This is a genomic window from Selenomonas sp. oral taxon 136 (assembly GCF_001554015.1).
GTDB lineage: Bacteria > Bacillota > Negativicutes > Selenomonadales > Selenomonadaceae > Centipeda > Centipeda felix.
In genome coordinates, this window is the sequence record NZ_CP014239.1 from 257,754 (window position 1) to 272,165 (window position 14,412).

16 protein-coding genes are annotated in these 14,412 nt (G+C 58.2%); all 16 read right to left on the minus strand.

Annotated elements, in window-relative coordinates:
• Positions 1 to 7: 7 nt before the first annotated feature.
• The 16 genes from AXE86_RS01155 to ylxM all read right to left on the minus strand — a co-directional run bounded on the left by AXE86_RS01155 (position 8) and on the right by ylxM (position 14,298).
• On the minus strand, positions 8 to 664 hold the full coding sequence (locus AXE86_RS01155) for a heme exporter protein CcmB (RefSeq protein ID WP_061943782.1): 657 nt from the start codon (positions 662 to 664) through the stop codon (positions 8 to 10).
• Positions 621 to 1,262, minus strand: a complete 642-nt coding sequence (locus AXE86_RS01160; protein ID WP_198145298.1) for an ABC transporter ATP-binding protein — start codon at positions 1,260 to 1,262, stop codon at positions 621 to 623. The genes AXE86_RS01155 and AXE86_RS01160 overlap by 44 nt, the downstream gene beginning before the upstream one ends.
• Before the next feature lie 240 nt (positions 1,263 to 1,502).
• The gene (locus AXE86_RS01165; RefSeq protein WP_061943784.1) at positions 1,503 to 2,498 is read right to left on the minus strand and encodes an aldo/keto reductase; all 996 of its coding nucleotides are present in this window, start codon (positions 2,496 to 2,498) and stop codon (positions 1,503 to 1,505) included.
• A 317-nt stretch (positions 2,499 to 2,815) separates the two neighbouring features.
• Positions 2,816 to 3,967 (minus strand): mannitol-1-phosphate 5-dehydrogenase, encoded by a 1,152-nt coding sequence (locus AXE86_RS01170; protein ID WP_061943786.1) that lies wholly within the window; start codon positions 3,965 to 3,967, stop codon positions 2,816 to 2,818.
• Positions 3,968 to 3,979: 12 nt separating this feature from the next.
• Entirely contained in the window at positions 3,980 to 5,878 is a 1,899-nt protein-coding gene (locus tag AXE86_RS01175) for a PTS mannitol transporter subunit IICBA (protein ID WP_061943790.1), read from the minus strand.
• A gap of 84 nt (positions 5,879 to 5,962) precedes the next feature.
• Positions 5,963 to 8,032: a BglG family transcription antiterminator gene (locus tag AXE86_RS01180; protein WP_061943793.1), complete on the minus strand. Its 2,070-nt coding sequence runs from the start codon at positions 8,030 to 8,032 to the stop codon at positions 5,963 to 5,965.
• 145 nt (positions 8,033 to 8,177) lie between these two features.
• The gene (tsaD, locus tag AXE86_RS01185; RefSeq protein WP_039980942.1) at positions 8,178 to 9,200 is read right to left on the minus strand and encodes a tRNA (adenosine(37)-N6)-threonylcarbamoyltransferase complex transferase subunit TsaD; all 1,023 of its coding nucleotides are present in this window, start codon (positions 9,198 to 9,200) and stop codon (positions 8,178 to 8,180) included.
• A complete protein-coding gene (gene rimI, locus AXE86_RS01190) occupies positions 9,163 to 9,654 on the minus strand; it encodes a ribosomal protein S18-alanine N-acetyltransferase (RefSeq protein WP_039981577.1) in 492 nt (163 codons plus the stop codon). The genes tsaD and rimI overlap by 38 nt, the downstream gene beginning before the upstream one ends.
• Positions 9,651 to 10,373 (minus strand): tRNA (adenosine(37)-N6)-threonylcarbamoyltransferase complex dimerization subunit type 1 TsaB, encoded by a 723-nt coding sequence (tsaB, locus tag AXE86_RS01195; protein WP_061943796.1) that lies wholly within the window; start codon positions 10,371 to 10,373, stop codon positions 9,651 to 9,653. The genes rimI and tsaB overlap by 4 nt, the downstream gene beginning before the upstream one ends.
• On the minus strand, positions 10,354 to 10,830 hold the full coding sequence (gene tsaE, locus AXE86_RS01200; RefSeq protein ID WP_061943799.1) for a tRNA (adenosine(37)-N6)-threonylcarbamoyltransferase complex ATPase subunit type 1 TsaE: 477 nt from the start codon (positions 10,828 to 10,830) through the stop codon (positions 10,354 to 10,356). The genes tsaB and tsaE overlap by 20 nt, the downstream gene beginning before the upstream one ends.
• A gap of 131 nt (positions 10,831 to 10,961) precedes the next feature.
• Complete coding sequence (gene rimM, locus AXE86_RS01205) at positions 10,962 to 11,471, minus strand: ribosome maturation factor RimM (protein WP_061943803.1); 510 nt, start codon at positions 11,469 to 11,471, stop codon at positions 10,962 to 10,964.
• The gene (locus AXE86_RS01210) at positions 11,443 to 11,853 is read right to left on the minus strand and encodes a YlqD family protein (protein WP_061943806.1); all 411 of its coding nucleotides are present in this window, start codon (positions 11,851 to 11,853) and stop codon (positions 11,443 to 11,445) included. Before AXE86_RS01210 ends, rimM begins: the two co-directional genes overlap by 29 nt.
• 80 nt (positions 11,854 to 11,933) lie before the next feature.
• Positions 11,934 to 12,161, minus strand: coding sequence for a KH domain-containing protein (locus tag AXE86_RS01215; protein ID WP_006306836.1), 228 nt, complete (start codon positions 12,159 to 12,161; stop codon positions 11,934 to 11,936).
• Positions 12,162 to 12,251: 90 nt separating this feature from the next.
• Entirely contained in the window at positions 12,252 to 12,527 is a 276-nt protein-coding gene (gene rpsP, locus AXE86_RS01220; protein ID WP_006691291.1) for a 30S ribosomal protein S16, read from the minus strand.
• A gap of 32 nt (positions 12,528 to 12,559) precedes the next feature.
• Positions 12,560 to 13,936: a signal recognition particle protein gene (ffh, locus tag AXE86_RS01225; protein WP_061943810.1), complete on the minus strand. Its 1,377-nt coding sequence runs from the start codon at positions 13,934 to 13,936 to the stop codon at positions 12,560 to 12,562.
• Positions 13,933 to 14,298 (minus strand): YlxM family DNA-binding protein, encoded by a 366-nt coding sequence (gene ylxM, locus AXE86_RS01230; RefSeq protein WP_061943812.1) that lies wholly within the window; start codon positions 14,296 to 14,298, stop codon positions 13,933 to 13,935. The genes ffh and ylxM overlap by 4 nt, the downstream gene beginning before the upstream one ends.
• Between the last annotated feature and the right edge of the window lie 114 nt (positions 14,299 to 14,412).

Here is a 14,412-nt window from a genome sequence, read left to right on the forward strand (position 1 = left end):
CTCCTATCTAACTCTCGATCCAGAGAGAATCAAACAGTATCGATGCCCCCACTGTGAGCATCATATCGTAGAGGGCCATACCGCCAAGGAGCGCCGGCTCTCCTCCACCCGCCGAGAGAGAGATCGCAGGCAGGAGAATCGGCAGCATCGACGGAAGCAGGAGCACGGGAACGAGCCCGCCGCGTACGCTTGCCCCTGCGGCGACCGCCGCGAGGAGCGTATCGGCCGCTGCCATGCCCCAAAGTCCCAGAAGCAGTGTCCCGAGAAAAACGGCATTGAGGACGAGCGGTGCATCCATCAAAATGATCACAAGGGGCAATGTAATGACAGCGAGCACGATGAGTGTGACGAGATGTGCTGCCATCTTGCCGAAGAGCACGGCCTGTGCCGGAACGTAGATCCGAAGAAAAAGCAGTGTTCCCGCGGCCTCCTCCTCGGCAAAAAGCCGTTCTCCCTGCAGCGTCGCTGCAAAGAACAGGACAATCCAGAACAGCGCTGCAGCAAGGCGGACATCCATCGTCCCCCACGCGAGCGACATACTCATGAACGCAATAACCGTGAGTGCGAACATCCCCATCGTGACATAACCCGCACGGTGGCGTACGCCGTCACGCAGTTCTTTAGCAGCAACGTGCAGAACTATCGGTAAGATCGATGCACGCATCTGCCGCCTTCCTTTCCTCCGGTTCGTTTGTCGCCCACAGAATGAGCCGCCCACGCTCTGCCGCACGCCGCGCCTCCGCGGTGAGCAGCTCCCGTCCGTGCACGTCGAGGGCAAGCCCCGGCTCATCGAGGAGCCAGACGGGGGCGTCTGCTCCGAGGAGAACGGCAAGACGTACACGCTGACGCATGCCCGTCGAGAGTTCCCCCGCCATGCGCGGCAGCACCTCGGACGGCAGTCCCACACGCTCCAAGAGTTCCCCCAGCAATCCATCCGCTGGGCAGATCCCGCGTGCGGAGAGAAAGAAGGTCAGATTCTCACAAACGGAAAGGCGGGTATACAGCTCCATCTCGGGTGTCGCCATCGCGAGAATGCGGCGATAGTCCGCTCCGCAGATCGACTTGCCGTCCAGCGCCGTCTCAATCTTCCCTTTCGTCGGAAGGATCAGACGGCCTGCGAGACGGAGCAGCGTCGATTTGCCGCTCCCGTTCCCCCCCGCAACGGAGGTAATGACGCCGCCATGAAAGGAACATGTCAGCTGCCGCAGGATTTCATGGGATCCGAAGCTGTGACTGACTTGATTAAAGGAGATTTCAACCATATTCATTCCTTCCATAACTTTGATTTATTGTAACACGTATCTGAATAGAATATGAAATACTTTTTTTGTATAAAATATTTTTATGTGTGTAGACTATTTCAAAAATGAATTCAGTTCATATCGCGTGATTATTGAAGAAAAAGAAGTATCCGAACGCTTCTCGTCACGTTCCGAATACTTCTTCTCATTTTCAACGATATATAATATTTATCACACATGTGTGATCTTCTTTATGCTTCATTACTTTTTCATACGCACTTCTCCAAAGACGGCAGACATTGGCATCCCGTCAAGCTCCGCATCAATGGCGGCGACCTCTCCTGCCGAAAGCAGGATAGCGGCGGCTCCTGCATTCTCCGTCAGCCGCGCACGCTTGCGCGTTCCTGGGATCGGCACAATGTATGGCTTTTTGCAGAGCATCCACGCGAGCGCAATCTGTCCGCTCGTCGCTCCCTTTTCCTCCGCGAGCGTACGCAGGAGAGCGAGAAGCTCTGCATTCTCCGCCATCGCCGCTGCGCTGAACTGGGGCATACGCGCACGCATATCCCCCTCTGCAAAGGCCGACGTCCTGTCATACGCACCGGTCAGCACGCCGTTGGCAAAGGGCGAAAACGCGACAAAGCCGATTCCCAGTTCCTCGAGAACGGGGAAAATCCGCTCATGCGCGCGCGCCATCATGGAGTAACGATTCTGCACGGCAGTCAGCGGACAAACGGCGTGCGCACGGCGAATATCCTCCTCCGAGGCCTCCGAGATCCCCCAGTGGAGAATTTTCCCTTCCTTTATCAGCTCTGCCATCACACCCGCGACCTCCTCAGCAGGAATCTTTGGATCGACGCGGTGCTGATAGAAGAGATCGATGTGATCTGTCCCAAGCCGCTGCAGAGAAGCATCCACCGATGCGCGGATCACCGCAGGGCGTGCGTCGGGGACGATGGGGCTTTTGCCCTCTTTCAGCAGGCTCATATCGAAATGGATCCCGAACTTCGTCGCGAGGACGACCTTATCCCGATACGGCGCAAGGGCTGCGCCGACCAACCGCTCGTTGTCATGCGGATCATCGGGCGTACCGTATACCTCCGCCGTGTCAAAGAGCGTGATGCCCATATCTACAGCAGCGGCGATCAGCTCGCGCATCTCCTTCTTGTCGGCAGGCGTACCATAGCTCTGACTCATCCCCATGCAGCCAAGTCCAACGGATGAGACCGTGAGATTTCCCAGTTTACGATAGTTCAATGTAAATCCTCCCTATATAGATGCCGAAGAAGCATTCTTCCTCCATTATACCATAGGAATCTGCAGATAAAAAAGGATGACGATACCTCGATTGTACCGTCATCCGATGAGAGAAGCGCTGATCCCTCATTGGATCAGCGATTCCTTGGCATTTAGGAAGCACTGATAAATTCGGCACAACCATCTTGACGCATCTTTTTCGCCCGCTTTTCGTTAGCAAATCCTCCACATAGCCCTCGCTATGCGTCCGGTTTGCTGCCTCAATCGGACAAAAAATCTACGCCAATCTGGCAGACCTCATTTTATCAGCGATTCCTTTACTTTTTCAGTGCTGCATTCTTCTCTGCGACGAGCTTGAACAGCTCTGAGCCCGCCGGAATCTCCGTGAAGTACGTGAGTGCTTTCTCGAAGCCGTGCTCCTTGAGATACGTCTGCACCTCGACTGCCTCAGGATCCTCCGCGTAGTCGAAATGGAGGGCGGCGGCGATGACCGTCGCGAGTGCCTCTGGTTTTTTCCCGCGTGCGACGAGCTGATTGGCGGGCGAGACGAGACGATCCTTCGCGCCGAGCTTACGCTTCGGCCCGCGTGCAACGCGCGTCACAGCATCGGAGAGATGCGGATTCTTGAACCGCGACTCTGCCGTACGGATGTATTCTGCATGCGCTTCACGGTCAAAGCCGTATTTCTCGATGAGCAGTTCACTCGTCTCCGCCCAGACGCAGCGGACAAACGCGACGATCTCCTCGTCCTGCATCGCCAAGGCGATGTCCTCGATGCCCTTCAAATACGCCATGTAGGCAATGGAGGCGTGTCCCGTATTGACGGAGAACAACTTGCGCTCGATGTAGGCTTCGAGGTTATCGACCCACGTCAGCCCCTCGATCTGCGGCTCTGCACCGACGACACCCGTGCGGTCGACGTCCCATTCACAGAACGGCTCAACCTTCACGAGCAGCGGGTCCTCGTTGTGCTGAATCGGCACGATGCGGTCAACCGCCGCGTCAGGGAATCCGATGCAGCGCGCAGCTTTCTCCTTGATATCGTCAGCGAGATGCTCATAGACAAAATTCTTCAGCACCGTCGAGCCGCCGACCATATTCTCACACGCGATAATGTTCAGCGGTGCATCCGTCTTTTCAAGTCGCCGCACAATCCCCTTGGCAATGTTCGGTGCAATGAATTTCAGGATATTCGGCCCGATCGCCGTGGTGACAATGTCCGCCGTAACGAGCGCGTCGAGCAGTGCCTCAAGATCTTTGTTGCTGTTGATCGCCTTGACGTGCTCGACATGGATTTTTTTCGGCGTATCGCCGACCACCTCGATGTCGTAAGAGCGGCGCGCATTGATCTCATCCACCAGTGCATCCGACACATCGACGAAGGTGACCTCATAGCCCGAGCGCACGAGCAGTTCCCCGATAAAGCCGCGGCCAATGTTGCCGCCGCCGAAATGGATTGCCTGTTTCATGGTCATGTCCTTTCAATCCGCTTTCGTAAAGACGTGATAGAGTTCATCGGCACTCTTCGTCTTGAAGAGCTGCTCGAGCTGCTCGTCCGTGTAGTCGCCGACCATCGTTGCGATATTGGCAAGGATCGCAAGATGATCGTTGCCGACGCCCGCGATGCCGATCACGAGATATGCCGTCTCATCGCCGAACTTCACACCGTCGGGATACTGACAGACGACGATGCCCGTCTTCTTGATCGTATCCTTGACTGCGTTTTCTCCGTGCGGAATGGCAATTCCCTTGCCGATGTAGGTGGAAAGATCATGCTCGCGGTTGAGCATGCCCTGTACGTAGCCCCCATCAACATAGCCGCTCGCGGCGAGCATTTTGCCAGCCGCCGTAATCGCTTCCTCACGGCTGACCGACGGGAGTCCGATCCTCACGTTTTCCTGACGCAGAACATCTGCGCTCACCGTCTCTGCTGCCTCTTCCTGTGCGCCTGCGTCCGATGCAGAGGTCTCCACTGCCGCCTCTTTCAGGCGAGCCGTAACGATCTCATAGACGTTGTTCTGCGTAAAGTCGCGCACCCAGATATGCTCTGCCTGCGGCGAATCCGCAAGGGCACGCTCTGCGAGTTTTTCATGCGAGATGACCAGCTGTGCTTCCTGCGGGATTGCACCGATGGCGCAGTTCGTCACAGAGATATCCTTATAGCCGTCCTTCTTGAGTTTCTTGCGCAGTGCTGCCGCACCGAGTGCTGAGGAGCCCATGCCCGCATCGCAGGCGTAGACGATGACCTTCAGATCCTTGCCCGCAACCTTCTTCTCTGCGGGCAGCTCCTTGCCGCGATTCTTGCGCTCTGCCATGTCCTCACGCGCCGACTCCAGCGATTCATCTTCGACGTCCTTCGACATCTTGATAAAGACAGAAGCAACCGCGCAGGATACCGCCGTCGCTACGGCAAATGCCGAAAGATTTGCAACAAGTGCCGAGGTGTTCGGGGTCATCGCGATAATCGCGAAGATCGAGCCCGGAGAGGACGGAGCAATCAGACCGCCGCCGAGGAGGCCAAGCGTAAAGACGCCGGACATACCACCTGCGATCGCGGCGATGATGAGGATCGGCTTCATGAGGATGTACGGGAAGTAGATCTCGTGAATACCGCCGAGTACGTGGATAATCATGGCTCCCGGCGAGGACGACTTAGCCATGCCCTTGCCGAACATCCAGTAGGCAAGCAGAATACCAAAGCCGGGCCCGGGGTTCGCCTCGAGCAGGAAGAACATGGACTTGCCGTATTCCTGTGCCTGCTGAATGCCGAGCGGGCTAAGCACGCCATGATTCAGTGCATTGTTGAGGAAGAGCACCTTTGCGGGCTCAATGATAATGGATGCCAGCGGCAGAAGTCCTGCCGCGACAATCGCCTCCACGCCGCTGCGCAGGATGTTGTTTGCGCCGCTGACCACTGGGCCGACCACAGCAAAGGCGATCATTGCGAGGATACCGCCGAAGATGCCGAGCGAGAAGTTGTTGACGAGCATCTCGAATCCGCCTGGGATGCTGTCACGCACGGCATTGTCAAACTTCTTGATCAGATAGCCACCCAGAGGTCCCATAATCATGGCGCCGAGGAACATCGGAATCTCCGAGCCCGCGATGATGCCCGATGTGGCAATCGCTGCCATGACGCCGCCGCGGTGTCCGTAGACTGCTGCACCGCCGCTGTAGCCGATCAGCAGCGGGATGAGCCACTTGCTCATCGGTGCGCCGACCTGTGCCAGATACTCATTCGGCATCCAGCCCGTCGGAATAAAGAGTGCCGTTAGAAAGCCCCATGCGATAAATGCGCCAATGTTCGGCATCACCATGCCGGACAGGAAGCGGCCAAACTTCTGCATGGCCTCCTGTGCCCCTCCGCCTTGCTGACTCATAAAAATCCCCCTTTGTAAAAGCAGAACGATATGGAGCATTTCAGCCCCGTTATTTGTTGAATCACTGAATTTATCAGTGATTCTTTACAAGAGTTGTTCGAGATGTTCCCGAAAATGCTCTTCCAAAACGTATTCGAGCTCGCGGCGTATCCCCGCCGCATCCCCGCGCGCGAGGATGTCGGAAAACGTCGGGCGGTCTGCAATCTGTGCTGCAACATGCCCGAGTATCTGCCGTTCCATCTCCGCCTCTCCCGCCGGCACGAGCATGACCAATGTGGTCTGTACGGCACCCCCTCCGTAAGGGAGCGGATGCGCAAGATGCATAACGCCGAAGCGCGCTCTCTCCTGCCGCGCAAAACACCCGTGGAGAAGAATCATCTGCGGCGCAGCCCACGTCGGAGCGATGTTCTCCCGCCGCAGGAGTTCGTCGGCAAAATCTTTCGCCGCCGCATCCTCTGCGAGGAGAAGATGCGCCGCCGCATTGGCAAGCTGTTCAATGGACGCCGCCGATACATTTTCCTGCAGTTGAAAGTCCGTGAGCAGATCGCAGATCAATCCGCTGCGGCGATGAATCTCTGCCATCACTGCAGGGAACGGCAGTGACGCGGGATCCGCCGGCTCCTCCGCATGATGCACGCTGCAGCCGGCAAGAACGGCATCGATCTGTGCCCGATCCGCTGCCGTCAAAAACACACTGACAACAACGACCGGAACAGGAAGCGTCGGAAGCGGCACCGTGGAGACCACGAAGTCCGCTGAGCGCCGCAGGATCTCCTGCGCAGTAAGGGCAAGCGAGGAGACGACACCGACCACACGAACCCGCTCGTAGGATCGGCGCAGCCGGCTTGCAAGCAGGCGGCTCGTCCCAAGCCCTGTCGGACAGGCGACCAGAACACGCGCGGCGGGGTGATCCCCGCCCGCCTCCGTCAGTGCCGCACCGATGTGAATTGCAATATAGGCAACCTCATCATTGGGTACCGGCATCCCTGCCTCCTCCTCCATCATGGGAATCGCATGCCGTGCGATCTCCATGAGCTCCGGATGTTCTTCCTCCATCTGCGCGAGCAGCGGATTGCGGATATCCATGTGGAGTTTCAGACGATGCAGTGCCGGAGCAAGGTGATTCACGAGCCCCGTGAGCAGCGTACGGCTGCGCATGAGCGGCGCACCGCTCTTTTCAGAGGCGCGCCGCATGATCGACTGCGCGATCTGCACCAGCCGGAAATTATCCACGCGCCCGCCCCCCGAGGGGAGGGTCATGCCGCGCGCACCGAGCAGATGCATGGTGATATAGCCGATCTCCGCTGCGGGGATGGAAATGGAGAATACCTCCCCCATCCGCACCGCAATCGTCTCTGCCACAGAAAATTCTTCGGTATCCTGCAGCTCCTCCAGCGTCCCCGCATCCATCGCAATCGTATCGCCCTGCTGCAGCCGCCGCACGGCGAGCGCGAGGTGGACAACAAGTCCGACGCGTGCACTGTCTGGGATGTGCCGATTCTGCGTCTCCGCCGCAACAGCGTCATCAATGCGGCGGATCTGTGCGGGATCAACGAGACCGAGCAGAGCTCGATCCGCCGCATACGCCGTCCCCTCATCAGCCGCATCGTCTCCGATGAGGGCAAGGAGTTCCTTTTCATCCACATCGTCGTGGATGATGCGAACCAGTGCACGGCGGATATCCCGTTCCGCCCCTTCGACGTAGACGCCGAGTCCGGGACGGCGCACGAGTGTGATCTGCTGTGCGGCGAGCCACGGCTGCAGGCGATCGAGATCGTGACTGACGGTACTGTCGGTCACGTGCAGAAGATGCGCTAGAGTAAAGAGCTTGAGCGGCTCGTCCGCCATGAGGAGACGCGCGATCAGGATGGAACGCCGCTGATCGGGCGTCAGTGTGCTGTGCACATCCGCCAAAGAGAGCTCCGTGCGCAGATGTCCAAGCGCTGCGGCATCCCCACAGAGCATGAATCCCGCCCCCGTGCGCCGAAGGAGCATCACGCCATAGGACTTCAGTGCCGTCTCGATCCCGTGCATCTCGCGCGTCACAGTGCGCGCGCTGACACCGAGCTCTGCGGCGATATGTTCGGCAGTCACATAGCCGTATGCGGCAAGAAGCAGAGACAGTATCGTCCGCATACGTGCCGTCAGTTCCATGTGACCGCCCCCTCTCGCCCCCTGACAGGCCTCATTATAACGAATGGGATTCATCATTGCAATGAAAAGACCTTGCCCTTTGTCATGAAGGGCTATGGACAAATAAAAAGAGCCGATGCACCATGGCACATCAGCTCTCACAAATTCAAGTAAAATCCAGTCCCGGCACAGCATTCAGATAGAGATCGCTGTACTTGCCTGCCGCCGCCTGATAGGCACCGCGGCAGGCAATCATGGCGGCGTTATCCGTGCAGAGGCGCAGCGAAGGATAGAGATAGCGGATGCCCTCCTGCTCTGCCCTCATACGGAGCTGCTGCTCGAGGGCGGCATTTGCCGCAACGCCGCCGGCAAGGACGAGGGTATCCCGCCCCGCCGCATGAATCGCCTCGAATGCCTTGTGAACGAGCACCTCAGTGACGGCGGCCTGAAACGATGCCGCAATATCTGCCGCGCGGAGTTCCCGTCCCTTCATGCGCTGACCGTTGATGTAGTTCAACACGGCGGATTTCAGACCGCTGAAGCTGAACTCATAGTTTCCCTCCTGCGCGAGCGCGCGCGGAAAGTCAATCGCCTGCGGATCCCCCGCACGTGCGAGTCGATCGATCTCAGGGCCGCCCGGATAGGGAAGGCCGAGCACGCGCGCGACCTTATCAAACGCCTCGCCTGCCGCATCATCACGCGTACTGCCCATCAGACGGAACGTCTCATAGTTCGCCACATCGACGAGTGCCGTATGCCCGCCCGAGACGACAAGCGCGATAAAGGGCGGCGTGAGATCGGGGGTCTCGATGAAATTCGCAAAGATATGCCCCTCAAGATGATTCACACCGATGAGCGGCACGTCGAGCGAAAACGCCAACGCCTTTGCCGCCGACACACCAACAAGCAGCGCCCCCACGAGTCCAGGGCCATACGTGACAGCGATCTGATCCATCGCCGCAAGCTCCGCTTTCGCCTCGTCGAGTGCCTGCTGGACGACGGGCAGAATGCTCAGGATATGGTTGCGCGAAGCAATCTCAGGAACAACGCCGCCGTATTTCTGATGAATCGGTATCTGCGTTGAAATTACGCAGGACAGGAGTTCACGTGTCCCACGAAGTACGGCTGCCGATGTCTCATCGCAGCTTGTCTCAATCCCGAGCGTCAGTCTCTCTTGCACATCTTTCATCAGACAGTGTATCCCTTAATTTCGTATTCCACATGAGAATGGCATCTTCGTTGTTGTCCTGATAGTAGCCCTTGCGGATACCGATCTCCACAAATCCCAGCCGCTCATAAAGACGGCGGGCGGGCAGATTCGACGGGCGCACTTCGAGGGTCATACGCTCGACGCCGCGCTCCGCTGCCGCGCGCATCAACGCGCACATGAGCAGACGCCCATAGCCCCTGCCTCGCTGCATCGCTGTCAGCGCGATATTCGTGACCTGTGCTTCCTCAAAGGAGATCCAGCAGCCGGCAAAGCCGATCACTGCCGTGCCCTCAAGCGCAACGATATAGCAGGCAAAGTCATTCGACGCCTCGCGCCAAAAATCCTCGCGTGACCACGGTGTCGGAAAGCTCTCTCGCTCAATGCACGCCACGGCGTCCGCATCCTCCGGAGCAAGCGGACGAAAGGAGATCATGATGCCGCCGCTCCGCCATGCCGCTGCTCCCACAGCACCTCTGCCTCACTGCGGCGCAGATAGAGCGGTACCGCTGTCACGGGGTCGTCCGTCTCCCCCCGCTGCAGCCTGGCAAGTCCTGCCAGCCCCACACACGCCGCACGCGGCATGCGCAGATGCAGGGGAGCAATCCCGACATTGGCAGGAAGCGCAGGGAAATCGTTCCGCCGCGTGGCATCGCCAAGCAGAACGGCGGGCAGCTCCGTTCCCGCGAGTGCGTCGAGTACCTCGGTCAGCGGCAGGATGGAGAGTGGATGCTCCTCAGAAAGGCGCACGCCCTCCCCCTCGGGACGCCACCTGAATTCCTGCACGTAGACGTTGCCTTTCTGCGCATCCATCATCGGGAGGATGCGCAGCCCTACAGACCCCGCATAGTGACAGGCAAGTGCCTCCAGTGTCGGCACGCAGATCATGGGGATGTTCAGGGCGTACGCCATCATCTTTGCCGCCGCAAGACCAATGCGCAGCCCCGTGAAGGACCCCGGCCCGATACTGACGACAATTCCATCGAGTTCCGTTTTCTTGGCACGTGCCATCTGCAGAGCCAGCTCGATATGCGGCATGAGTGTCTCGGAGTGCGTCAATGCGCCCTGCATACTCACCTCAGCGGCGACACGCTCCTCAGAGAGCACCGCTACGCTCGATACCTGCGAGGACGTATCAAGGCTCACGATCAACAATGCGTTTCAACTCCTCCAAGAGCGCCCTGCTCTTTTTTCCCTTGGCGACGAAGGTAAACTGCCGCTCCTCATCGTTCAGCGCTTCAATGCGCACGGAGAGATGATCTGCGGGCATGGCATCGGGGAACTTCTCCGCCCACTCGATCAGCACAATTCCCTCCGTCGCCTCTGCGTACTCATAGAAGCCAATATCCTCCAGCTCCTCCTCCGACGTGATCCGATAGAGATCGAAGTGCACGATCGGGCACGCTGCCTCATAGATGTTCATGAGGTTGAAGGTCGGGCTGGTCACATCGCTCTCCACGCCGAGGGTACGGGCGAGGGCACGCACAAAGAGGGTCTTGCCTACGCCGAGTTCTCCATCGAGGCAGATGACCGTTCCCTCACGGATGATTTTGCCGATTGTCCCCGCTAAATGTGCCGTCTCTTCCGGTGAATGCGTAACACAAGTGAGCATAGTTCGTCCCCTTATGAAAAAATAGCGACTTAGGGAATCGCTGAATGTATCAGTGCCCCATAGTTCTTACTATTATAGCATGACACAGGAAATTGCGCAAAGAAAACGCGGACAGAGATCGTCTCCGTCCGCTATTCCGGCAGGCGCACGGTCATGCAGCCGCCCGCTGTGTCAATGTTCTGCACCACGGTGCGCAGTGCGGGTACAAGGAGTTCGTGCCCATCGGCATTCCGTACCGCATAGACATCGTTGCTGCCCGTCCGCAGAACATCCGTCACCGTACCGAGTTCATTTCCATCCTCATCGCGCACCGTGAGGCCGACGATGTCGAACACATAATACTCGCCCTCATCAAGCGGTGCCGCTTCCGCACGCGGCACCGTCAGCACACGTCCCGTGAGGCGCTGTGCCGTCTCACGCACATCGTATTCCCGAAAATGCATGAGAATATTCCGCCCCTGCGGCTTGACGGCAGTGATATGAAGGAGCTCATCCCCTGCCAGCACCTCCCGCATCTGTGCAAAGCGCTCGGGGAAATCCGTCAGGGGAATAATGCGCAGATCGCCGCGCACGCCGTGCGGTGCGCCGATGCGGCCGATAACGATGCGCTCATCAGGAACGGATCGCGACAATCTTGTCATCCTCCACCAGGATCTCGACGTTCATCAGCTCACGCATATCGTCGCCGACCTTCGCCTCAACCTGACGCTCAAGCGTTCCCTGCACGATCTCCGCTCCCTCAGCAAACTTCTGCAGCTCCTCCTGATGGGCACGCGTCTCCTCGACGTAGTCGACGCGGCGCTGACGCTCCTGACGAATGTTATTGATGTTCTGGATTGCCTGCGGGGTGAGTTCGCCCTGCTCGGCTTCCTGCATCACGCGCTTTTCCTGAATGCCAAGCTGCTGAAGTTCGAGCTCCGCACGGCTGAGTCCTTCCTCCATCTCCTTGAGCATTTTCGCACGCAATTTTTCCGTCAGCTTCGCCTTAACGGTAACGGGTACCTTGATTGAAATAGAATCCACTCTAATCTCTCCTTATGAAAAAACGACGGAATATATGCCGCCGTTTTACAGGAGTGCACCTCATCGGCACTCCGCCCGGCTCAGCCGATCTCGACTGTCGCCCGCTTATTCTCCTTCGTGGCAGCGGCCTTGACAACACTGCGAAGCGCCTTTGCGATCCGCCCCTGTTTGCCGATGACCTTCCCCATGTCATCCTCCGCCACACGAAGTCTTAAAATGATCTCCTGATCATCCTGTGTTTCGTCAACGACGACAGCTTCCGGATGATCTACCAAGGATTTCGCAATAACCTCGACTATCTCTTTCATGCGCGTCGTCTCTCCTCATCGCCGTGTGCGCACGCGACGGGAAGTCCTCTGCGGGAGAGGATATCCCCCCATCGAATCGCGCGTCACGCATCAGTCCTTCTGACGCTTTGCCTCAGCAAACTTCGCCATCGTGCCATTCTTGCTCAGAATGTTCTTGACGGTGTCCGTCGGCTGTGCGCCCTTCTTCATCCAATCAATCGCCTTCTCCTCGTCGATATTGACGAGTGCGGGCTGCTTCGACGGATCGTAGTTTCCAAGGATCTCGATGAATCGCCCGTCGCGCGGTGCACGCGAATCAGCGACTACAATGCGATAGAAGGGATTCTTCTTCGCGCCCATACGGTTCAAACGAATCTTGACTGCCATAATTTCACCACCTTTCGTTGGACTCTGCCGCACTACCTAAAGAACGGCATCTTGGGGAGTCCCATGCCGCCCATGGACGGCATGGCTGGCATCCCGCCCTTCCCCTTCATTTTCTTCATCTTCTTCATCATCTTGCGCATTTCGCCGAACTGCTTGAGCAGTTTGTTGACGTCCTGCACGCGCGTCCCGCTGCCGGCGGCAATGCGCTTGCGCCGACTGCCGTTGATGATCGTGATGTCTGCGCGCTCCTTCGGCGTCATCGCGCGGATGATCGCTTCAAGCCGGCGCATCTCTTTCCCATCGAGGTCAAACTCCTGATCGCCGAGTTTCTTCTTCAGACCGCCCATTCCCGGGATCATGCCGAGGATGTTGCTGAGCGAACCAAGCTTTTTAACCTGCTGCATCTGATCGAGGAAATCATCGAGCGTGAAGTCGTTACGGCGGAGTTTCTCCTCCATCTTCTTCGCGTTCTCGAGATCGAAGTTCTCCTGTGCCTTCTCCACGAGGGAGAGCACGTCGCCCATGCCAAGGATACGCGACGCCATGCGGTCAGGGTGGAAGACCTCGAGCGGCTCGAGCTTTTCGCCCATACCGACGAATTTCAGGGGACAGCCCGTCACCGCCTTGATGGAGAGCGCCGCGCCGCCGCGCGCATCGCCGTCCAGCTTCGTCATGATGACGCCGTCCAGGCCGAGCGAGGCGTCAAACGCCTCGGCGACGTTCACGGCTTCCTGTCCTGTCATGGCATCCACGACGAGGAGGATTTCATGCGGCTTTACTTCCGCCTTGATGTCGCGCAGCTCCTGCATGAGGGTCTCATCAATCTGCAGGCGCCCCGCCGTATCAATGATGACAACGTCGTTGGCGTGAGAGGAAGAATGTGCGATTGCCGCACGCGCAATGGCGACGGCATCCTCCTGTCCCTGCGAAAAGACGGGCACATCGACCTTGCCGCCAATGACCTCAAGCTGCTTGATGGCAGCGGGACGATAGATATCGTCGGCAACGAGCAGCGGACGCTTGCCCTGTTTCTTGAGCATGAGCGCGAGCTTGCCTGCCGAGGTCGTCTTGCCCGAGCCCTGCAATCCGACGAGCATGATGACGGTCGGTGGGTTGGGGCTGATGTTGAGGCGGCTTTCCGTTCCGCCCATCAGCGCGGTGAGTTCCTCATCGACGATCTTGACAACGGCCTGTGCCGCCGTCAGCGTGTCAAGCACCTCCTGCCCGACGGCTCGCTCCTTGACGCGCCTCACGAAGTCCTTGACGACCTTGAAGTTGACGTCCGCTTCCAGCAACGCCATGCGCACCTCGCGCATCGCATCGTTCACGTCGTCTTCGGTCAGCTTGCCGTGCCCGCGCAGCTTCTTAAAGATCCCCTGCAGGCGGTCGGACAGATTCTCAAAGATCATTCTCCCACCTCCTTCGTATCATCCTGTGATGTGTATTGTTCCAGTTCATCCGCGATGCGGCATACATCGGTGCACGCAATCGGTTCTCTGAGTGCACGCAGCTCCGCACAGACGGCAGCGATCGACCGCTCCTGCTCCTGTTGACGAGCAAAGAGCCCCAGCGTCTCCTCCATCTCCGCCAGTGCGCGCTCTGCGCGGCGAATATTGTCATGCGCCGCCTGCCGGGTGATGCCGAGCTCCTCGCCGATCTCCGCGAGCGAGAAATCCTCTGCAATGTGCAAGCGCAGACATTCGCGCTGCTTTCCCGTCAGAAGGCCTCCATAGAAATCGTAGAGCTTTGCTCGATAGTAGAGCTGATCCAATCCGTTCCTCCCCTCCCACCACGCTCTGCGTGGTCTCCCTTCCCCGCAGGCGGAGCAGGCTGTTATGGGAGATACTTGTGCAAGTATAACGGGAAACAAAGAACCTGTCAAGTA